Annotated in this window: 15 protein-coding genes; 13 read left to right on the top strand and 2 right to left on the bottom strand. The window is 64.5% G+C overall.

The features are described from left to right. The first annotated feature begins 18 nt into the window (after positions 1-18). From U4Y88_RS14220 to U4Y88_RS14160, 13 genes are all read left to right on the top strand, one after another. Positions 19-1773, top strand: a complete 1755-nt coding sequence (locus U4Y88_RS14220; protein WP_321784650.1) for a methyl-accepting chemotaxis protein — start codon at positions 19-21, stop codon at positions 1771-1773. A gap of 558 nt (positions 1774-2331) precedes the next feature. Next, on the top strand, positions 2332-3093 hold the full coding sequence (locus U4Y88_RS14215) for a 2-keto-4-pentenoate hydratase (RefSeq protein WP_224008003.1): 762 nt from the start codon (positions 2332-2334) through the stop codon (positions 3091-3093). A 656-nt stretch (positions 3094-3749) separates the two neighbouring features. Continuing rightward, positions 3750-5672, top strand: a complete 1923-nt coding sequence (locus tag U4Y88_RS14210; RefSeq protein ID WP_224008005.1) for a PrkA family serine protein kinase — start codon at positions 3750-3752, stop codon at positions 5670-5672. A 164-nt stretch (positions 5673-5836) separates the two neighbouring features. Next, on the top strand, positions 5837-7105 hold the full coding sequence (locus U4Y88_RS14205) for a YeaH/YhbH family protein (RefSeq protein WP_224008008.1): 1269 nt from the start codon (positions 5837-5839) through the stop codon (positions 7103-7105). After that, positions 7102-8832, top strand: a complete 1731-nt coding sequence (locus U4Y88_RS14200) for a SpoVR family protein (RefSeq protein ID WP_321784648.1) — start codon at positions 7102-7104, stop codon at positions 8830-8832. The genes U4Y88_RS14205 and U4Y88_RS14200 overlap by 4 nt, the downstream gene beginning before the upstream one ends. Positions 8833-9123: 291 nt before the next feature. Continuing rightward, complete coding sequence (locus U4Y88_RS14195; RefSeq protein WP_321784646.1) at positions 9124-10800, top strand: SulP family inorganic anion transporter; 1677 nt, start codon at positions 9124-9126, stop codon at positions 10798-10800. A gap of 305 nt (positions 10801-11105) precedes the next feature. Beyond that, positions 11106-12503 carry a GH1 family beta-glucosidase gene (locus U4Y88_RS14190; protein ID WP_321784645.1) on the top strand — a complete coding sequence of 466 codons (1398 nt, stop codon included), beginning with the start codon at positions 11106-11108 and terminating at the stop codon, positions 12501-12503. A gap of 219 nt (positions 12504-12722) precedes the next feature. Then, positions 12723-13964, top strand: coding sequence for an ABC transporter substrate-binding protein (locus U4Y88_RS14185; RefSeq protein ID WP_224008016.1), 1242 nt, complete (start codon positions 12723-12725; stop codon positions 13962-13964). A gap of 7 nt (positions 13965-13971) precedes the next feature. Continuing rightward, positions 13972-14907, top strand: coding sequence for a carbohydrate ABC transporter permease (locus U4Y88_RS14180; RefSeq protein WP_224008019.1), 936 nt, complete (start codon positions 13972-13974; stop codon positions 14905-14907). After that, the gene (locus U4Y88_RS14175) at positions 14904-15842 is read left to right on the top strand and encodes a carbohydrate ABC transporter permease (protein ID WP_321784643.1); all 939 of its coding nucleotides are present in this window, start codon (positions 14904-14906) and stop codon (positions 15840-15842) included. The genes U4Y88_RS14180 and U4Y88_RS14175 overlap by 4 nt, the downstream gene beginning before the upstream one ends. A 25-nt stretch (positions 15843-15867) precedes the next feature. Continuing rightward, on the top strand, positions 15868-16968 hold the full coding sequence (locus U4Y88_RS14170) for an ABC transporter ATP-binding protein (protein ID WP_321784641.1): 1101 nt from the start codon (positions 15868-15870) through the stop codon (positions 16966-16968). A 156-nt stretch (positions 16969-17124) separates the two neighbouring features. Then, positions 17125-18132, top strand: a complete 1008-nt coding sequence (locus U4Y88_RS14165) for a substrate-binding domain-containing protein (RefSeq protein ID WP_224008026.1) — start codon at positions 17125-17127, stop codon at positions 18130-18132. Positions 18133-18347: 215 nt separating this feature from the next. Next, positions 18348-19121: an IclR family transcriptional regulator gene (locus U4Y88_RS14160; RefSeq protein ID WP_321784639.1), complete on the top strand. Its 774-nt coding sequence runs from the start codon at positions 18348-18350 to the stop codon at positions 19119-19121. 10 nt (positions 19122-19131) lie between these two features. On the opposite strand, the gene U4Y88_RS14155 is transcribed toward U4Y88_RS14160, so the two are convergent. Continuing rightward, entirely contained in the window at positions 19132-19983 is an 852-nt protein-coding gene (locus U4Y88_RS14155; protein ID WP_321784637.1) for a citryl-CoA lyase, read from the bottom strand. 2 nt (positions 19984-19985) lie between these two features. Beyond that, positions 19986-21182, bottom strand: a complete 1197-nt coding sequence (locus U4Y88_RS14150) for a CoA transferase (RefSeq protein WP_321784635.1) — start codon at positions 21180-21182, stop codon at positions 19986-19988. Positions 21183-21206 lie beyond the last annotated feature (24 nt).

The raw sequence follows: 21206 nt of genomic DNA, 5'->3' as shown, positions 1-21206 counted from the left end.
CAGCAAGCAAGGAGAGCCATGAACAAGGGCATCAGCATCAAGGCACGCATCGGCATCACGATGGGTTTTCTCGCGGCGCTCATCGTCGCTATCAGCGCGGTGGGGATGCTCGGCCTCTCGCGTTCGAACGACGCGTACAGCAACACGTTTAGCAATCAGATGCCGAGCAGCCACGCGGTCAACATGGCCGAGATCTACGCGGCGCGCGAGCGTCTCGCGCTCGACCGCGCGGCGTTCCAGATCGGCACGCCCGACGCTGCCGCCACGATCGAACGCGCGCGCGCCATGCGCGCCATCTCGGACGACTTCTGGAAGAAGTACCTGAATCTGCCGCGCGGCCAGGAAGAGGACCGCCTCGCGCAAGACGCGGCCGCGCGCCGCGACGCGCTGCACCAGATGGCCGACAGCTTCGCGGCGACCGTGGCCGCGGGCGATCAGGCCAAGGTGCTCGACGGCGCCAAGGCGCTGCAAGCGGCCTACGACCAGCTCTCGAAGGCCGACGCGGCGCTCGACAAGATCCAGACCCAGCAAGCCCAGCAAGGCTTCGACGAAGCCCAGACGGCGTTCAGCGAACTGCGCATCGCGGCCATCGTCGCGCTGCTGGTCGGCATCGGCGCCTCGGTGTTCTCGTTCCTCTCGCTGCGCCGCGCGATCGCCGAACCGCTCGGCGAGGCGCTGGGCGCGTTCTCGGCGATCGCGGCGGGCGATCTGCGCCGTCCGGTCGTGGTGCGCTCGCGTGACGAAATGGGCGAACTGCTCGGCGGCGTCGCGCAGATGCAGCGCAGCCTGACGGATACGGTGCGCTCGGTGCGCGCCGGCACGGAATCGATCGCGACGGCCACGCGCCAGATCGCGGCGGGCAATATCGACCTGTCGTCGCGCACGGAAGAACAGGCGTCGGCGCTGCAGGAAACCGCGTCGAGCATGGAGCAGCTGACCGGCACGGTGAAGCAGAACGCCGACAACGCCCGCCAGGCGAGCGCGCTGGCCGCGAACGCCTCGGAAATCGCCAACAAGGGCAGCTCGGTCGTGAGCCAGGTCGTCGGCACGATGGGCGACATCAACCAGAGCTCGGCGAAGATCTCGGACATCATCACGATCATCGAAGGCATCGCGTTCCAGACCAACATCCTGGCACTCAACGCGGCCGTCGAGGCGGCCCGCGCGGGCGAGGAAGGCCGCGGCTTCGCGGTGGTCGCGGGCGAGGTGCGCAGCCTGGCGCAGCGTTCGTCGGCGGCGGCCAAGGAAATCAAGGCGCTGATCGACAACTCGGTCGAGCGTGTGCAGGCGGGTTCGGCGCTCGTCGACGAAGCGGGCCGCACGATGACCGAGATCATCGGCGCGGTGCAGCGCGTGACGGACATCATGGGCGAGATCGCGGCGGCGTCGCAGGAGCAGTCGAGCGGCATCGACCAGGTCGCGCGCGCGGTCACGCAGATGGACGAGGTGACGCAGCAGAACGCGGCGCTCGTCGAGGAAGCGGCGGCGGCGGCGCAATCGCTCGAAGACCAGGCGAGCCGTCTGCGCGCGGCCGTGGCCGTGTTCCATCTCGACGACAGCGGCGCGTCCGCGCCGTCGATGGGCGCGTTCGGCGCGTCGAGCACGAAGGTGGTGTCGAAGCCGGTCGCGCGTGCGGCGGCCAAGCCCGCTGCCGCGGCTCCGAAGGCCGCACCGCGCGCCGCGGCTGCGGCACCGGCAGCGCGTCCGGCTGCCGCGCCTGCGGCCGCTGCGCCCGTCGCAGCCGGCTCGAACGACGACTGGGAAACCTTCTGACCGGTTTCGGGCGCGGCGAATCGATAACGCATCGCGCGCTCGTGCGGGCGGCGCATGCCGCCGCCCGACCCTGGTCCGATCCGGCCCAACGCGCCGCTGCCTCGCAGCGGCGTTTTTTTTGCCAGTGCGGCACCACGCACGCCGCGCGGCTGTGGTTACGGTACATTGTGAGCCGTGTCACGCATGCGGACGGGGTCGCGCGGTACACTGCGCGGCGGTGCCCGATTAACGGGGCATGAAGCTGGGCACAGAGCGGGGCACAGAGCGGGGCACAACGCGGGACACACGACGGGACGCAATGAGCGGCGTGATCGGAACGGTGCCGCGCGACGCGCGCGCCAGCGGGCGTGCCCGGCTGGAACGGCTGGCAGCAACGGGGTAGGACTGCGGTCAGGCAAGGGCGCCAGGGAGGGCGCACCGCAGTGCTGCGCAACATCATCGAGCGGCGCAACGCAAGGCGTGCGCGCCGCTTCGCATCACAACCACGCACACGACGGAACGCTACGGCCATGCGCGCCGCGCGCGCCGGTACGCGAACGTACAAAAAAGGACCCAGACATGACGCATGACGATCTCGCGCAAGGCCTCGTGAACGCGCGCCACCGCCATCAGCTCATCGAGACGCTGGAGCCCGAGCGCCTGCCGCCCGACGCCGCCACGGCCTACGCCATCCAGCAGGCGGTGATCGCCGGTCTCGGCACCGGAACGGGCGGCTGGAAGATCGGCGCACGCTCGCCCGGCGGCGCGGCGTCCGGCGCGCCGATTCCAGGCTCGCTCGTGCTGCCGTCGCCCGCACGCGTCGAGCGCCGAGGCTTCTTTCGCGTGCTCGTCGAACTGGAGATCGCGTTCCGTTTCGCCGAGCCGCTCGCGCCGCGCGCCGACGTCTACTCGCGCGACGAAGTGCTCGCGCACGTCGGGCACATTCTGCCGACCATCGAGATCGTCGACAGCCGCTTCGCCGAATGGCCGAACGTCGCGCCGCTCGCGCAGCTCGCCGACTTCCAGAACAACGGCGCGCTCGTGACGGGCCACGCGCAACCGTATGCGACGCTCGCGCGCGCGCTCGATTTCGTCGCACCCGAACTCGAACTGACCTTCGACGGCACCTCGCTCGTGCCCGAGGCGCCCGGCAATCCGGCGGGCGATCCGCGCGAACTGCTGGTGTGGTTCGTCAATCATTGCGCGGCGTCGGGCATCACGATCGAGCCCGAGTGGACTATCACCACGGGTTCCTACGTAGGGGCGCACCGCATCGAAGGTCCGGGTCTGCTGCATGGACATATCGACGGTCTCGGCGAGGTCGAGATCGAGTTCGTCTGATCATCGGGCAAGGGCTTTCCCGAAGTCCTCGATTACGCTGTCATGAAAGGCCGTCGCGCGTCGTGCGTGACGGTTTTTTTATTGCCGCGCGAGCGGGCGTCCTGCACCGCGATCGCGCATGAATCCGGCGCGCAAAGCCACTACTGCCGATAGGGGCAGTTTGCGTGCGATCCACTGCGTTTTCCGCCGCACACAGGCGCGGGCGGCAATGCGCGGCAGGTCACTGACGCGGTCGTTTTCGACGCGTAAAACGGGAAAAAATTATCCACGACGTACTCGGAAAACAACGTGGACACGCATGCGGACAACGCGCTCGCCATATCGCGTTACAACGAGTTTGCCGCTGCGTGTGCACGCGTTACGCGCCGATGCGTTTAAGGAGAAACGGCTTGGCTGCCGTAATGCTGTTTGAGCGTCGAACTTCGGCGCGATGACATGAAGGTGAAAAGCGCTTGAGGCGTGATTCTTGCGCGGGGTGGGAAGATCATTGTAAGACGCAGTTCCGCGTAGCTCCAAGCACTAAAACGAGCCCTTGAATCAGGCGCGATTTATGTGTGAAAAAAAATTCAAAAGGGTTTAGGATGAATTCGAGCGATGTCGTTTCCGATTAGCGCGCCGCGCACGACATCGGTCGCAGATCTCGGCGAGGAGGTAGCATGGATATCTACAGCAGCTTCGCGACCCGCTTCGAAAAAACGCGAGAGGAAGAGTTCTCGCTCGAGGAGTATCTCGCGCTCTGCAAGGAAGATCCCAGTGCGTACGCCACGGCTGGCGAACGCATGCTGACGGCAATCGGCGAACCTGAACAGATCGACACTCGCAACGACCCGCGCCTCTCGCGCATCTTTGCGAACAAGGTCATCAAGGTTTATCCGGCTTTCCGCGAGTTCTATGGCATGGAAGACGTGATCGAGCAGGTCGTCGCGTATTTCCGCCATGCGGCGCAAGGACTCGAAGAAAAGAAGCAGATTCTCTATCTGCTCGGTCCGGTGGGCGGCGGTAAGTCCTCCATTGCCGAGCGTCTCAAGCAGCTCATGGAGCGCGTGCCGTTCTACTCGATCAAGGGTTCGCCCGTGAACGAGTCGCCGCTCGGTCTGTTCGACTACGACGAAGACGGCCCCATTCTCGAAGAGCAATACGGCATTCCGCGCCGTTATCTCAAGAGCATCCTGAGCCCGTGGGCGGTCAAGCGCCTGCACGAGTACAACGGCGACATCCGCAAGTTCCGCGTGGTGCGCCGCTATCCTTCCATCCTGCGGCAGATCGGCATCGCCAAGACCGAGCCGGGCGACGAGAACAATCAGGACATCTCCTCGCTGGTCGGCAAGGTCGACATCCGCAAGCTCGAGCAATACGCGCAGGACGACGCAGACGCCTACAGCTATTCGGGCGGCCTGTGCCTCGCGAATCAGGGTCTGCTCGAATTCGTCGAAATGTTCAAGGCGCCGATCAAGGTGTTGCACCCGCTGCTCACGGCCACCCAGGAAGGCAACTTCAAGGGCACCGAAGGCTTCGGCGCGATTCCGTTCAACGGCATCATCCTCGCGCACTCGAACGAGTCGGAATGGAAGGCGTTCCGCAACAATCGCAACAACGAGGCACTGCTCGATCGTATCTTCGTGGTGAAGGTGCCGTACTGCCTGCGCTACTCGGAAGAGATGAAGATCTACGAGAAGCTCCTGCGCAATTCGTCGCTCGCCGAGGCGGTCTGCGCGCCGGGCACGCTCAAGATGATGGCGCAGATGTCGGTGCTCACGCGTCTGGCCGAGCCGGAAAACTCCAGCCTCTTTTCGAAGATGCAGGTGTACGACGGCGAGAATCTCAAGGACACCGATCCGAAAGCGAAGTCGTATCAGGAATACCGCGACTTCGCGGGCGTGGACGAAGGCATGAACGGCGTCTCCACGCGCTTCGCGTTCAAGATTCTGTCGCGCGTGTTCAACTTCGACTCGACCGAAGTGGCCGCGAATCCGGTGCACCTGATGTACGTGCTCGAACAGCAGATCGAACGCGAACAGTTCCCGCCGGAAACCGAGCAGAAGTATCTGTCCTTCGTGAAGGACGTGCTGGCCTCGCGTTACGCGGAATTCATCGGCAAGGAGATTCAGACCGCGTATCTGGAGTCGTATTCGGAATACGGGCAGAACATCTTCGATCGCTATGTCACGTACGCCGACTTCTGGATTCAGGACCAGGAGTTCCGCGATCACGACACGGGCGAGAGCTTCGACCGCGCGGCCTTGAACGCCGAGCTGGAGAAGATCGAAAAGCCCGCGGGCATCAGCAACCCGAAGGACTTCCGCAACGAGATCGTGAACTTCGTGCTGCGCGCGCGCGCGGCCAATGCCGGTAAAAACCCGGCGTGGATCAGCTACGAGAAGCTGCGCGTGGTGATCGAGAAGAAAATGTTCTCGAATACGGAAGAACTTTTGCCGGTCATCTCGTTCAATGCAAAAGGATCGGCCGAAGAACAGCGCAAGCATGAAGACTTCGTCAACCGCATGGTCGCGAAGGGCTACACGCCGAAGCAGGTGCGCTTGCTCTGCGACTGGTATCTGCGCGTGCGCAAGTCGTCATGAACACGCAGGCATCACCTTCCTGCTGCGCCGCCGCATCGCTCATGCGGCGGCGCAAAATGGAAATCCGGCGGGGCGCAGGCCACGCAGCCGCAAGCGGGTAAAGGCGGCACCTGGCACACAGACTGCGCACCTCGCCCATTCGAAACGTGAGCGGGAGACTGGATGTGCTTCATCAAATCATCGACCGCAGGCTGGCTGGCAAGAACAAAAGCATTGCCAATCGCGAGCGCTTCTTGCGCCGTGTGAAAAACTATATTCGTCACGCCGTCTCGGAAGCGGTGCGTGACCGCAGCATCAAGGACATACAAAGCAACCAGAGCATCACCATTCCGCGCAAGGACATCGCGGAGCCGTCGTTCCGGCACGGTCCGGGCGGGCGGCGCGAGATGGTCCATCCCGGCAACGAGGATTACATTCGCGGCGACCGCATTCCGCGTCCGCAAGGCGGCAGCGGCGGTGGCGGCAGTCAGGCGAGCAACGAGGGCGAAGGTCAGGACGACTTCGTATTCGAACTCTCGCGCGAAGAATTCATGCAGTACTTCTTCGACGATCTCGAACTGCCGCGTCTCGTCAAAACCCATCTGATGGCCGTGCCCACGTGGAAAAGCATCCGCGCGGGCTGGGCCGCCGAAGGCACGCCCAACAATATCGACGTGGTGCGCTCGCTGCGCAGCGCGCTCGGCCGGCGCATCGCGCTGGGCGCGCCGCTCGTCAACGAACTGCATACGCTCGAAGAGCAGCTCGAAGCGCTGATGGCCGATCCGTCCGATCGACGCGACGAGATCAAGACGCTCGAAGACGAGATCCATCATCTGCGCGGGCGCATCTGGCGCATCCCGTTCATCGACCCGTTCGACCTGCGCTACGTGAACCGCGTGAAGCAGCCGCAGCCGTCGAGTCAGGCCGTGATGTTCTGTCTGATGGATGTGTCCGGCTCGATGGACGAGCAGCGCAAGGACCTTTCCAAACGTTTCTTCATCCTGCTGTACCTCTTTCTCAAGCGCAACTACGAGAAGATCGAGGTGGTGTTCATCCGTCACCACACGCGCGCCGAGGAAGTGGACGAGGACACCTTCTTCCATTCGACGGAAAGCGGCGGCACGGTCGTGTCGAGCGCGCTGGAGCTGATGAAGAAGGTGATCGAGGACCGTTATTCGCCGAGCGACTGGAACATCTACGGCGCGCAGGCTTCGGACGGCGACAACTGGACCGACGACTCGCCGAAGTGCCGCAAGCTGCTCCAGGATGACATCCTGCCTCAGGTGCGCTATTTTGCGTATATCCAGGTGACGCCGGAGGAGCAAAACCTCTGGGTTGAGTATGCGCAACTGGCGCTCACCCAGCCGCAACTGGCGATGAAGAAGGTCGACACGGCGGCGGATATCTACCCGGTTTTCCGGGAGCTTTTCGAAAAGCAGGTGGAGCATTCATGACGACACGCCATCTGCACAACGAGGCGCGCGGCTATGAGCCGGAGCGCCGCAAGACGGGCGGCCACGGAACAAGACAGCACGGCGATCACGAGGCCGCCGCGGAAATGGGGGGACACGTTGCCGATCCCGGGCGCGAAGGCGCGCACGGGCTTGCTCAAGCGGATCTCCCTGAACGCCGGCTCCCGGACAGCAGGGAATTGCATATGAACGTAGCCGACAGACGGCCGTTGCCGTGCCCATCCGACTGGACCTTCGAACTGATCGAGGAATACGACACGCACATCTCGCATGTTGCGGAGCAATACGAACTGGATACGTACCCGATCCAGCTCGAATTGATCAGCGCCGAGCAGATGATGGATGCGTATGCCTCGGTCGGCATGCCGGTCAATTATCGCCACTGGTCGTTCGGCAAGCATTTTCTCTCCACGGAGAAAAGCTATCGCCGGGGTCAGATGGGCCTCGCGTACGAGATCGTCATCAACTCGAATCCCTGCATCGCGTATCTCATGGAAGAAAACACCATGACGATGCAGGCGCTCGTGATCGCGCACGCGGCCTACGGGCACAACTCGTTTTTCAAGGGCAATTATCTGTTCCGTCTCTGGACGGACGCGCACGCGATCATCGACTACCTCGTCTACGCGAAGAACTACATTGCCGAATGCGAGGAGCGCTTCGGGCTCGACCGCGTGGAAGAACTGCTCGACTCGTGCCACGCGCTGATGAATTACGGCGTGGACCGCTACAAGCGTCCGCAGAAAGTCTCGCTCCAGCGCGAGGCCGCGATGCGGCGCGAACGCGAGGCGTATCTGCAGTCGCAGGTCAACGAACTCTGGCGCACGCTGCCGAAAACGCAGCAACCGCTCGTCGAGGAAACCGACGAACGCTATCCGCCCGAGCCGCAGGAAAACCTGCTGTATTTCGCGGAGAAAAACGCGCCGCTGCTGGAGCCGTGGGAGCGCGAAGTCATTCGCATCGTGCGCAAGGTCGGGCAGTATTTTTACCCGCAGCGCCAGACGCAAGTGATGAACGAAGGCTGGGCCACGTTCTGGCATTACACCTTGCTCAACACGCTCTATGCGCAGGGCAAGCTCGAAGACGGCTTCATGATGGAGTTCCTGCACTCGCATAGCAACGTCGTGTATCAGCCGCCGGTCACCAAGCCGTATTACAGCGGGATCAATCCGTACGCGCTGGGTTTTTCGATGATGAGCGACATTCGCCGCATCTGCGAAAACCCCACCGACGAAGACCGCAAGTGGTTCCCGGAACTGGCCGGCAGCCCGTGGCTCAAGGCGCTGCATTACGCGATGCGCAACTTCAAGGACGAGAGCTTCGTCGCGCAGTATCTGTCGCCGCATCTGATACGCGAAATGCGCCTGTTCTCCGTGCTCGACGACGACATGCGCGACGCGCTCGAAGTCTCGGCCATTCACGACGAGAGCGGCTATCAGTACGTGCGTCAGGCGCTCTCGCGGCAGTACGACATGCATCATCGCGAGCCGAATATCCAGGTCTGGTCGGTGAATACGCGCGGAGACCGCAGTCTCACGCTGCGTCATTTCATGAGCGACAATCGCCATCTTTCGGGCGATACCGACGAAGTGTTGCGCCACATGGCGCGGCTCTGGCAATTCGACGTCTACCTCGAAAGCGTCGATGAAAACGGCACGGTGAGGAAGCGCTATGATTGCCGTTATGTGCCGCCGCCGGTGAAGGTGTAACGCGGCGCTCGCGCATCGCTCACGCATCGCGTTGTTTGAAAAGGCCAGCTTCCACGCTGGCCTTTTTTCATGCCGATTTCCTTTGCAGATGAATGGCGAGTCTTTCCACAGAGAATGTCGGCGCTGCCGGTTGCGGTGAGTAAAGGGGCGCAGCCGCGCTAACATAGCGGCACACCAAAAAACGTCACATCGCAACGCTACGAAGCGCGGCATCGAAACGCGAGGAGCACCAGACACGCATGCGCAGGCCCGAATCGAACACGAAGCCAACACAGCCGCCAGGACGCCGTCATGGCGTTTGAATTCTTCAAGGGCGGGCGGCCCCTCAACCGCGCCTCGGCGTTACGCGACGCCATCGCGGGCGTGCAGCTCGCGTCGATGAACGTGCCGCAACTGCTCGGCTATGCGCGCATCGCGGGCATGCCGGCCGTCACCGGCCTCTACACGGGCTTTCTGCCGCTGATCGCCTTCGCGCTGTTCGGCGCGTCGCGACATCTCGTCGTCGCCGCCGACTCGGCCACGGCGACCCTCTTCGCGAGCAAGCTCTCAACCATGGCCACGCCGTCGAGCGCCGAATACGTCGCGCTCGCGGGCATGACGGCGCTGCTCACGGCGTTCATGCTGCTGATCGCGCGCGTGTTCAAACTCGGCTTTCTCGCGGACTTTCTCTCGCGCACCGTGCTGGTCGGTTTTCTCACGGGCGTGGGCGTGCAAGTGGGTGTGGCGATGCTCGGCGACATGCTCGGCGTGGCGGTCACTTCGCGGCGCACGGTCCTGCAGATCAAGCAGATCGTGCTGCAATTGCCGCTGATTCATTGGGGCACGCTCGCGATCGCTGCGCTCGTGGTCGCGGCGATTCTCGTGTTCAAGCGCGTGCGGCCGCGCTGGCCGGTGCCGCTCGTCGCGGTGATCGGCGGCATTGTGGCAAGCGCGCTGTTCAATTTTCAGGGCCACGGCGTGGCGGTGATCGGGCCGGTGGAAGGGGGCTTGCCCCCTATCGCGTTTCCGGGCGTCGGCTGGTTTCAGATGATCGACCTGTTGCAGGTCGCGGCCTCGTGCTTCGTCATCATCGTCGCGCAGAGCGCCGCCACGAGCCGCGCGTTCGCGGAAAAATACGGCGAGCGCGTGGACGAAGACGCGAATCTGCTCGGCCTCGCCGCCGCCAACGCGGCTGCGTCGATGAGCGGCGCATTCGTGGTGAACGGCAGCCTCACGCAAACCGCGATGGCCGATCAGGCCGGCGCGCGCAGCCAGTTCGCGCAGATCGTGTTCGCCGGCGTGGTGGTGGTCGTGCTGCTGTTTTTGAGCCGATGGCTCCAGTATCTGCCGCATTGCGTGCTGGCCGCGATCGTCTTCACGATCGCCGTCGGGCTCGTTCATATCGGACAACTGATCGATATTCGCAAGGAAAGTCCCGGCGAATTCGGCCTCGCGGTAACGACGGCCGTGGCGGTGGTGGTGATCGGCGTGGAGAACGGCATCTTGATCGCCATCGGTCTCTCGCTGCTGCGCCATGTGCGTCACAGCTATCGTCCGCACACGATGGTGCTGGTGCCGAACGAGGCGGGCCGCTGGATGCCGGTGCCGTCGCACGCGGGCCTGCAAACCGAGCCCGGGCTGATCGTTTTTCGCTTCGGCGCAGACCTTTTCTATGCCAACGACCATCTTTTCGTCGATGAAGTGAGGCGCCTGGTCGACGGCGCGCCTGAGCCCGTGCGCTGGTTCGTGGTCGATGCCTCGGCGATCACCGATCTCGACTACTCGGCAGGTCGTTCGGTCAACGAACTATGCGAAGCGCTGCGCGAAAGCGGCGTCAAAGTGATCTTCGGCCGTGTCAACCGCTATCTGCGTTCGGACATGGACCGCCACGGCATCACGCCCGTGGTCGGCGCCGGGAATCTCTACACCACCTTGCACGAGGCGCTCGCCGCCGTGCATCCCGATCTCGGCGTGCACGCCGACACGTGAAGCCGCGCATCGCGCTCCATCCTTCCTGGCAGGGCGGCGCGGACTGATAATCCGCGCCGAACGCACCGCTGAACGCACCGCTGAACGCACCGCCGAATGCCCCCGGACACTCGCCAAGTAGTGAAAATCCAAAATCCGGTGCGCATAACCTACACAGGAACTACTTAAAAACGTCCAGAAAAACCCTGATTTACCGCGGGAATTAGCGGCTGATATCGTGCGCCTCAAGCGCTGTGGAAGCGCTTCCACCCAATCACTCGCCGGCACCCGCATCGCCCGGTTCCGACCCTCGCGCAGGAGCTTTCGTGACACACGATTCGCCACAATCCGCCTCGGCCATTCTCGAAGACGACGCCTTCACGCCGTCGCCCGATTCCGCGCTCTGGCGCCGCGACTTTCTGCTGGGCGCGGCCACCGCGTCGTATCAGATCGAAGGCGCCGCGACCGAGGACGGCCGTCTGCCGTCGATCTGGGACACTTTCAGCGCCACGCCGGGCAAGGTGCTCGCGGGCGACACGGGCGCCGTGGCCTGCGATCACTACCATCGCTGGCAAGGCGACCTCGATCTGCTCGGCGACCTCAATTTCGAAGCCTATCGCTTCTCGATCGCCTGGCCGCGCGTGATGGATGCGTCGGGCCGCCCGAACGCCAAGGGCATCGCATTCTACAAGCGTCTGCTCGAACGCCTGAAAGAGAAGGGCATCCAGACCTACGCGACGCTCTATCACTGGGATCTGCCGCAGCATCTCGAAGACCGCGGCGGCTGGCTCAATCGCGACACGGCCTATCGTTTCGCCGATTACGCCGATCTCATGAGCCGTGAGTTGTCCGGTCTCGTCGACGCGTGGATGACGCTCAACGAGCCGTGGTGCTCGGCCTATCTCGGCTACGGCAACGGCCACCACGCGCCCGGCCTCGCGAGCCCGCGCTATCCGACCCAGGCGATGCACCATCTGCTGCTCGGTCACGGCATGGCGATTCCGGTGCTGCGCGCGAACGATCCGAAGTCGGCGAAGGGCATCGTCGCGAACGTGGGCCGCGGCACGCCGAACTCCGATTCGCAAGCCGACATCACGGCCGCGCGCCGCTTCGAAGTGCAGCACAACGCGTGGATTCTCGACCCGCTGCTCAAGGGCGAATACCCGGCGGAACTGTTCGAACTGTGGCCGGGCACCGAGCCGCTCGTGCTCGACGGCGACCTGGAAACGATTGCTGCGCCGCTCGACTTCCTCGGCATCAACTACTATTTCCGCACCAACGTAAAGAGCGATGGCGCGCACGGTTTCACCGAAGTGCCGCTGCCCGACGTCGAGCGCACGCAGATGGGCTGGGAAGTGCATCCCGACGGCCTGCGCGATCTGCTGATCGGCTTCAATCGCACGTATGAAAACCTGCCGCCGATCTACATCACCGAAAACGGCATGGCCTCCGACGACGACGTGATCGACGGCGAGGTGGTCGACACGCAGCGCATCGCTTTCCTCAAGCGCCATCTGGCCGCCGTGGACGCGGCGATCAAGGCCGGAGTGAACGTGCGCGGCTATTTCGTCTGGTCGCTGCTCGACAACTTCGAATGGGCGTTCGGCTATGAGCGGCGCTTCGGCGTCGTGCATGTGGACTACGACACGCAGCAGCGCACCAAAAAACGCAGCGCGGAACTGATCGCGCGCTTCATCGCGGAACGCAACGCGCGCGGCGCCTGATACCGCGTCCACGCAGCATCGATTTATCGATTTCCTCCACGCGAAATCGAAAACAAGAACGGTAGTTACCGTAATTGCCGTACCGGCTGCGCGCCGTGAGAATGCGCGACAGGGGAAAGTTGCACCAAAGCAGGATCGCGTGCGCGCAGCCACCCGCATCATCGCCAAGTTTGACTTCATCGACCAGCAGAGAAAACCGGAACAACCGGAGGAGACGCAATGAAGCAAAACGCACCCGTCCTGCGCGGCATCGCCGCCGCGCTGGCATTGGCCGGGGCCGTCGCGGCGCATGCCGCCGACGCACCGCTCAAGGCCAATGTGATTCACTGGTGGACCTCGGGCGGCGAATCGGCCGCCATCAAGCAGTTCGCGCAAGCCTACGACCAGGCGGGCGGCCAGTGGGTCGACAACGCGATCGCGGGCGCCGACCAGGCGCGCGCCACGGCGATCAACCGCATCGTCGGCGGCGATCCGCCCACGGCGGCGCAGTTCAACACCTCGAAGCAGTTCCACGACCTCATTGACCAGGGACTCCTGAACAATGTCGACGCGGTCGCGGCCAAGGAGAACTGGAACGGCATCCTGCCCGACTCGATTCTCAACCAGATCAAGGTGAACGGGCACTTCTACGCGGCGCCCGTGGACATCCACATGCAGGACTGGTTCTTCTACTCGAAGCCGGCGTTCGCGAAAGCGGGCATCGCCGCCGAGCCGAAGAGTCTGGACGAACTGTTCGCCGATCTCGACAAGCTCAAGAAAGCCGGCGTGATTCCGCTCGCGCTGGGCGGCCAGGCCTGGCAGGAGAAGATCACGTTCGACGCGATTTTCGCCGACATGGACCGCAACCTGTACATGAAGGTCTATCGCGACCGCGACGCGAACGCCGTCAATTCGCCCGCGTTCAAGAACGTGCTCGCGACCTTCAAGCGTCTGCATGGCTACGTCGATCCGGGCTCGCCGGGCCGCAACTGGAACGACGCCACGGCGCTGGTGATTTCGGGCAAGGCCGGCATGCAGATCATGGGCGACTGGGCCAAGGGCGAGTTCTCGAACGCGAAACAGGTCGCGGGCAAGGACTTCGGCTGCTTCCCGGGCTTCGCGAATTCGCCGTACATGATCGCGGGCGACGCCTTCGTGTTCCCGAAGACCGACAACCCGCAGTCCGTGAAGGCGCAGCAACTGCTCGCCAGCGTGATGACCTCGCCCACGGCGCAGGTCGCGTTCAGCGAGAAGAAGGGTTCGATTCCGATCCGTCTCGACGTCGATACGTCGAATTTCGATCTGTGCGCGAAGCAGGGCATGGCGATCATGAAGGACAAGGCGCGCCAGCTGCCGAATCCCGAAATGCTGATTCCGCCTGACGTGCAGGGCTCGCTCCAGGACGTGATCACGAACTTCTGGAACAAGGACCAGTCGGTCGAGGACGCCCAGAAGGCGTTCGCGTCGGCGATCAAGAGCTGAGAGGCTTATGTACGCGCTCAAGCTGGATCAGGCTAAACGGCAGGCGCGTGCAGCGCGCCCCATGCGGCGGCGGCTGTCACTCGCCGCATGGATCGCGCTGCTGCCCATGGCGGTCACCGTCGTGTTCGCGTATCTCGGCACGATGCTGTGGACCGCGCGCGTGTCGGTGAGCTATTCGCGCTCGCTGCCGACGAACACCTTCGCGGGCATCACGCAATACGTGCGGCTGTTCGAAACCGAACGCTGGATCGTCTCGCTGCAAAACCTCGCGATCTACGGCGTGTGTTTCGTCGTGGCGTGTCTCGTGATCGGTTTGCTGCTGGCGATCTTCATCGATCAGCGCGTGGCCGCCGAAGGCGCGCTGCGCACGATCTTTCTCTATCCGTATGCGATGTCGTTCGTCGCGACCGGTCTCGTCTGGCAGTGGATCCTGAACCCGGAACTCGGCGTGCAGGCCGTGCTGCGGCACATGGGCTTCACGCACGCGCATTTCGACTGGATCGTCTCGCAGCAATTCGTGATCTACACGCTCGTGATCGCGACCGTGTGGCAGGCCTCGGGTCTCGTGATGGCGCTGATGCTCTCGGGCCTGCGCAGCATCGACGAGGAGATCTGGAAGGCCGCGCGGCTCGACGGCATTCCGCGCTGGCGCGTCTACGCGAGCATCGTCGTGCCGATGCTGAAGACCTCGATGTCGACCGCCTTCGTGCTGCTGTTCGTGATGGTGGTGAAGCTCTACGACGCCGTCGTGGCGATGACGCAAGGCGGTCCCGGCACCGCCAGCGAAGTGCCCGGCAAATTCGTCATGGATTATCTGTTCAACCGCGCGAATATCGGGCTCGCCTCGGCCGCCTCGATCGTGCTGCTCGCCACCGTGCTCGCGATTCTCGCGCCGGTTCTGTACGCGAAAAGCCGCGCGGCACGTAAAGGAGAACGAGCATGAGCGCGCCGCTGACCGAACCGTCGGGCGCCATTCCGCCCATCGCGCGCCGCGTGCCGGGCGCCTCGAAAGGCAAGCCGAAGCGCAGCCGCTTCACGCCCGCGCGGCTCGGCGTGTATGGCTTCCTGATCATCGCCGCGCTGTTTTTCCTGCTGCCGCTCTACGTGATGCTCGTCACCTCGGTGAAGCCGATGGACGAAATCCGCATGGGCCATCTGCTTGCGCTGCCGCATCACCTCACGTTCGCGCCGTGGCAGGACGCGTGGGCCGCGGCTTGCACGGGGCTCGAATGCGCGGGCATTCGTGTGGGTTTCTGGAACTCGGTGCGCATCGTCGTGCCGAGCACGATCATCTCGATCGCCGTGGGCGCCGTGAACGGTTACGCGCTCTCGTTCTGGAAGCCACGCGGCGCGGGCGTGCTGTTCGCCGTGCTGCTCGCGGGCGCGTTCATTCCGGTGCAGGTGATGGTGTACCCGCTCGTGCGCGTGCTCGCCACCGTGCATCTGTTCAGCTCGCTGCCCGGCATCGTGCTGATCCACACCGTGTTCGGCATGCCGGTGATGACGCTGCTGTTCCGCAACTACTACGTGTCGCTGCCGCAGGAGTTGTTCAAGGCGGCGCGCATCGACGGCGGCGGCTTCTGGCGCATCTTCATGCAGCTCATGTTGCCGATGTCGGTGCCCATCATCGTGGTCGCGATCATCATGCAGGTCACGGGCATCTGGAACGACTACATTCTCGGCCTCGTGTTCGCAGGCACGAAGAACCTGCCGATGACGGTGCAACTGAACAACATCATCAACACCACCACGGGCGAGCGGCTCTACAACGTCAATATGGCCGCGACGATCCTGACCTCGCTGGTGCCGCTCGCGATCTATTTCGTGTCGGGGCGCTGGTTCGTGCGCGGCATCGCGTCGGGCGCGGTGAAGGGTTAAAGCGGGCTAAAAGCGGAGACACACAATGACGAATCTGGCAAACGTATCGGTGCGCAATCTGCGCATCGATCTCGGCGCGAACACGGTGATCGAGGACCTCGATCTCGACGTGCGCGCCGGCGAATTCGTGGTGCTGCTGGGGCCGTCGGGCTGCGGCAAATCCACCTTGCTGCACAGCATCGCCGGGCTCATCGACGTGAGCGACGGCAGCATCGAGATCGGCGGCGAAGACATGACCTGGGCCGACCCGAAGGATCGCGGCGTGGCGCTGGTGTTCCAGTCCTACGCGCTTTATCCGACCATGAACGTCGAGCGCAACATGTCGTTCGCACTTCGAATCAATGGCACGCCGAAGCCGGAAATCGAGCGCCGCGTGAAGCGCGCCGCCGACATGCTGCAACTCGGGCCGCTGCTCGCGCGCAAGCCCGCGCAGCTCTCGGGCGGCCAGCGTCAGCGCGTGGCGATCGGCCGTGCGCTGGTGCGCGAGGCCGACGTGTTCCTGTTCGACGAACCGCTCTCGAATCTCGACGCCAAGCTGCGCACCGAACTGCGCCGCGAGCTCAAGCAGCTGCATCAGCAACTGGGCGCGACGATGATCTACGTGACGCACGACCAGGTGGAAGCGATGACGCTCGCCACGCGCATGGCCGTGATGAAGGGCGGCGTGATCCAGCAGTTCGGCACGCCTGCCGAAGTCTACGCGCGGCCCGAGAATCTGTTCGTGGCGACCTTCCTCGGCACGCCGCCGATGAACCTGCTGAAAGGCAAGCTCGAAGCCAACGAGGGCAAGCTCTGGTTCCGCGGCGCGCAGCTCGATGTCGACGTGACGAACTACGCGTTCAAGGGCGCTCCCGATCTCTCGAAACCGTGCGTGCTGGGCGTGCGGCCCGAAGACGTGCATGCCTCGCGCATCGGTGCGCCGGGCAGCGAGGACGCCCGCCAGGGCAGCGTCACGCTGGTCGAGCCGATGGGCAATCATCGCGTGCTGTGGCTCGACTATCATGGCGCGCAGATCGCCTCGATCGATCAGGACAAGACGCCGCTCGCGAGCGGCGCGGCGGTGCCGTTCAGCATCGACGCGGCGCATGTTTCCCTGTTCGACGAAGCGAGCGGCGCGCGGATTTGAGCGGCTGACCGTGGTCGGGTATTCCTCCGACCAATGCACCAAAAAAGCACGTTCGGAAGTCAGTAAGAACGTGGTAAAAAACTGGCCGTGCTGACACAGCGCGCGACGTCGCACCAAGCTCGCGCAACGACAATAAAACCGAGGGACGTACGAGAAGTGGCAACCCTGAAAGACGTGGCAACGCTGGCCGGCGTGGGACTCTCCACCGCCTCGCGGGCGATTTCCGGCAAGGGCCCGGTGTCGGCCGACGCGGCGGCGCGCGTGCAGGCCGCCATCGAACAACTGAACTTCCGGCCGTCGTCGATCGGCCGGGCGATGGCGACGCAGTCGCTCGGCATCATCGGCATTTTCGTGCCGACCTTCTTCGGCTCGTACTACGGCACGATCCTCAAGGAGACCGACACGGAACTGCGCGCGGTGCGCCGTCACGTGGTGGTGGCGACGGGCTGCGGCGAGGCTTCGCCGCGCGAGCAGGCGATCGAGGCGGTGCGCTTTCTGATCGGGCGCGATTGCGATGGCGTGGTGGTCATCAGTCACGACCTGCACGACGAGGATCTGGGCATGCTGCACGCGCTGCATCCGCGCATGGCCTTCCTCAACCGCGCCTTCGAGCATTTCCCCGAAGCCTCGTTCTGCGCCGACCACTTTCACGGCGGCGAGCTGGCCGCGCGCACGCTGATCGAACACGGGCATCGCGAGATCGCGGCGATCGGCGGCACGGCCAGTTCATCGGACAATCAGGCGCGTCTGGATGGTTTCTTCGCCGAACTTGCGCGCCACGGCATCGAGCGCGAACGCGTGCCGCTCATCATGTCCGACTTCTCGCCCGAGGGCGGTTACGCGGCGGCGGGGCAGCTGCTCGAATCGAAGCGCCGCTTCACGGGCCTGTTCTGCGCGAACGACACGATGGCGATGTCGGCGCTCGCGCGCCTGCAACATGCGGGTATTTCAGTGCCGCGCGACGTCTCCGTGATCGGCTACGACGATGACTATTCCGCGGCCTACATGGCGCCCGCGCTCACCTCGGTGCATATTCCGACCGCTGAACTCACGCGCAACGCCGTGCGCTGGCTGATCAACCAGTGCTATGGCACGGAGTGGGAGATCGAGCGCAGCTTCGACGTGAGCGTGACGATGCGCGCCTCGGTGACGCACGCGCGGTAAGGCGCGCGCGTCAGCGGTTCTTCACGGCTGCGTGGCCAGCGCGGGCGAGGGTGAGGGCGATGAGCGTCCGATACTGCGGATGGACGGCGCGCGAGCCAGTGCGGACGGTCCATCCCCGCGTGATCGGCAAGCGCGGGCGATCGCAGGAATGCGGCCGAAGCACGCACGAGTTCGCGTAAAATTCAGGCTTCCCTGCTTGCCTTTCATCGCCCGACATGTCCGCGGAACCACCGCTCAAGAAGGAAGAAGGCGTCGCCGTCATCGACCGCGCGTGCGCCATCCTGTTCGCCTTCCGTCCCGAAGACGGCCCGCAGAACGCGGCGCTCACGCTCGCCGAACTCGCCGCTCGCACGGGGCTCTACAAGAGCACGCTGCTGCGGCTTGCCGGCGCGCTGATCCAGCATCGGCTGCTGCTGCGGCTCGAAGACGGCCGCTATCAGCTCGGACCGGCCACGTTCGCGCTCGGCGCGCTCTATCAGCGCAGCCTGAATCTGGGCGACATCCTGCTGCCGCTGATGCGCGAGCTCATGGAAAAAAGCGGGGAGAGCGTGTCGTTCTATGTGCGCGACAACGCGGTGCGCGTGTGCCTGCATCGCGTGGATTCGATGCACGTCGTGCGCCATCACGTGCGCGAAGGCGACGTGCTGCCGCTCGAAACCGGTTCGGGCGGCCGCGCGCTGCTCGCGTTCGGGCACGAGCCGGGCGAAGCGTTCGAGCAGATTCGCCGCGACTTCTATTGCATGTCGATCGGCGAGCGCGATCGGGAAACGTCGGGCGTATCGATGCCGGTGTTCGGCGTGCAGAACGCGCTGCGCGGTGTGATCACGCTCGCGGGCCCGAGTTCGCGTATCGACCGCGCGTTCGTCGAAGCGAATCTCGACGCGCTGTTCGATTGCGCCACGCGCGCCACCGATGCGCTAGGCGGCGATTCGCGCGGTCTGCGCGCGGCCCGTCAGGCGCACGCGCAGACCGCGAAACACAGCGGCTAAAGGTCGAGGCTCAGGCTTCGCGCGGCTGCGCGCCATCAGGCAGATGGCGCTCGGGCGCGCCGGTGTACGCGTAGTCGATCTGGCGCGGCATCGGCCCTTTGTTGCGCTCCTTGCGTCCGCGCTGCTCCCACGCATGCGCGAGAATCCCCACCGCGCGCGAGAGAATGAACACGCCGCGCGCAAGCTCCGGCGCGAAACCCAGTTCCGCGTAGATCACGGCGGTCACGCCGTCGATATTCATCGGCACCGGCTTGTTCTTGCGGCGCTTCAGCAGCGCTTCCACGCCGCGCGCGATCAGCGCATTACGACCGTTGATCGCACCCGATTCCACGCGCGCATCGACGAGTTCGAGCAGACGTCCGGCACGCGGATCGACTGGATGAAAACGATGCCCGAAGCCCGGCAGATATTTGCCGTGCGCGGCGACGAAGGCATCGACGCCGGCTTCAACTGCATCGTCGAGCAGCGCGCCCGCATCGAGGCGCGCCGCGATCGACGCATACAGTTCCACCGCCTGCTGACCCGCGCCGCCATGCACGTCGTCGAGCGCGTTGATCGCGGACGCCATCGCGCCGTTGAGCGGCAGGCCGCAACTCGTCGCCATGCGCGAGATCGCGATCGACGGTGCATGCGGTCCGTGATCGACCGAGGCGACGAGCGCGGCTTCGAGCAGCGACGCTTCGTCTTCGCTGGGCAGTTCGCCGCGCAGCATCAGCCAGATCATCTGCGGAAAGCTCACGCGGCCGATCAACTCCTGGATCGGAAAGCCGCGCACGGCGATCGAGCCCGGATGGATGTCGATGATCGAGGTGCTCCAGTAGTCGGCGCAGAGGGCAGCGAGGTCGGGGTTCGTCGTGCTCATGTTCAGATGACTCCTTCGGCGCGCAGGGCGTCGATGTGCGCGGCGTCGTAGCCGAGTTGTGCGAGGGTTTCGCGCGTGTGCGCGCCGAGCGCGGGCGCGGGCGTGGCGGGTGCGGCGTCGCCGTCCGAGAGACGCAGGCCCGCGCGCGTCACGCGCTGCGCGGCCTCGCCGTTCGCAGGTTCGAATTCGCGCACGAATTGCCGCTCGGCCAGATGCGGATGCGCGAGAATCTGCGGCACCGACAACACGCGGCCGACCGGCACGCCTTGCGCGAGCAGCCGCGCTTCCCAGTTCGCGGCGCTGTCGGCGGCGAGCGCGGCTTCGATTTCGGCCTTCAATTCATTGCGATATTGCTTGCGCAGATGGCGCGCGGAAAAACGCGCATCGTGGGCGAGTTCGGGGCGGCCGATCACCGCGCACAGGCTCTCGAACTGACGCGTTTCGTTGGCCGCGATGTTGAGCAGGCCGTCGCCGGTCGCGAAGGTGCCCGAGGGCGCGGCGGTGAAGTTCTCGTTGCCCATCGGCACAGGCTCCACGCCCGCGTTCAGATAGTTCGAGACGACCCAGCCCATGCTCGCGAGCGTCGCTTCGAGCATCGACACGTCGAGCCGCCTTCCGCGCCCGTTCGCGCGCGCATCGACGAGCGCCGCGCAAATGCCGAACGCCGCCGTCAGGCCGCCGACCGTATCGGAGACCGGATAGCCCACGCGCAGCGGCGCGCTTTGCGCGTCGCCGGTCACGCTCATCACGCCGGCCATACCCTGGATGATCTGGTCGTAAGCAGGGCGGGGCGACAGCTCGCCCGAATCGCCGAAACCCGAAATCGCGCAATAGACGAGACGCGGATTCACTTCGGATAACTGATCGAACCCGAGGCCCAGGCGATCCATCACGCCGGGGCGGAAGTTCTCGACCAGCACGTCGGCGTCGCGCACGAGATCGAGCAGGATCGCCTTGCCGCGCGGGTCCTTGAGATTGAGCGTGATCGAGCGCTTGCCCGCATTCACGGCGACGAACGACGCGCCCATGTTGCGCGCGGCGGCGTCCTTGTCGGCGCCGAGACGGCGCGCGAGATCGCCGCCTTCGGGATGCTCGACCTTGGTGACGTCCGCGCCGAACAGCGCGAGTTGATACGCGCAGAACGGCCCGGCCAGCACGTTGGAAAGATCGAGAACGCGGATTCCTGCTAAAGGCAACATCGTGAGTCCAGCCTCTGGTTCAGT

This window comes from Paraburkholderia sp. J94 (genome assembly GCF_905220285.1).
GTDB lineage: Bacteria > Pseudomonadota > Gammaproteobacteria > Burkholderiales > Burkholderiaceae > Paraburkholderia > Paraburkholderia tropica_A.
The sequence above is the reverse complement of the archived record's forward strand: the minus strand, read 5'-3'. Positions and strand labels throughout refer to the sequence as shown.

What these genes read in the sequence shown, in the direction of transcription:
- U4Y88_RS14185 (WP_224008016.1), top strand. Translation starts at nt 12,723, where the DNA reads ATGAAGCAAAACGCACCCGTCCTGCGCGGCATCGCCGCCGCGCTGGCA.
- U4Y88_RS14155 (WP_321784637.1), bottom strand. Translation starts at nt 19,983, where the DNA reads ATGAGCACGACGAACCCCGACCTCGCTGCCCTCTGCGCCGACTACTGG.
- U4Y88_RS14220 (WP_321784650.1), top strand. Translation starts at nt 19, where the DNA reads ATGAACAAGGGCATCAGCATCAAGGCACGCATCGGCATCACGATGGGT.
- U4Y88_RS14170 (WP_321784641.1), top strand. Translation starts at nt 15,868, where the DNA reads ATGACGAATCTGGCAAACGTATCGGTGCGCAATCTGCGCATCGATCTC.
- U4Y88_RS14175 (WP_321784643.1), top strand. Translation starts at nt 14,904, where the DNA reads ATGAGCGCGCCGCTGACCGAACCGTCGGGCGCCATTCCGCCCATCGCG.
- U4Y88_RS14180 (WP_224008019.1), top strand. Translation starts at nt 13,972, where the DNA reads ATGTACGCGCTCAAGCTGGATCAGGCTAAACGGCAGGCGCGTGCAGCG.
- U4Y88_RS14215 (WP_224008003.1), top strand. Translation starts at nt 2,332, where the DNA reads ATGACGCATGACGATCTCGCGCAAGGCCTCGTGAACGCGCGCCACCGC.
- U4Y88_RS14200 (WP_321784648.1), top strand. Translation starts at nt 7,102, where the DNA reads ATGACGACACGCCATCTGCACAACGAGGCGCGCGGCTATGAGCCGGAG.
- U4Y88_RS14210 (WP_224008005.1), top strand. Translation starts at nt 3,750, where the DNA reads ATGGATATCTACAGCAGCTTCGCGACCCGCTTCGAAAAAACGCGAGAG.
- U4Y88_RS14195 (WP_321784646.1), top strand. Translation starts at nt 9,124, where the DNA reads ATGGCGTTTGAATTCTTCAAGGGCGGGCGGCCCCTCAACCGCGCCTCG.
- U4Y88_RS14150 (WP_321784635.1), bottom strand. Translation starts at nt 21,182, where the DNA reads ATGTTGCCTTTAGCAGGAATCCGCGTTCTCGATCTTTCCAACGTGCTG.
- U4Y88_RS14160 (WP_321784639.1), top strand. Translation starts at nt 18,348, where the DNA reads ATGTCCGCGGAACCACCGCTCAAGAAGGAAGAAGGCGTCGCCGTCATC.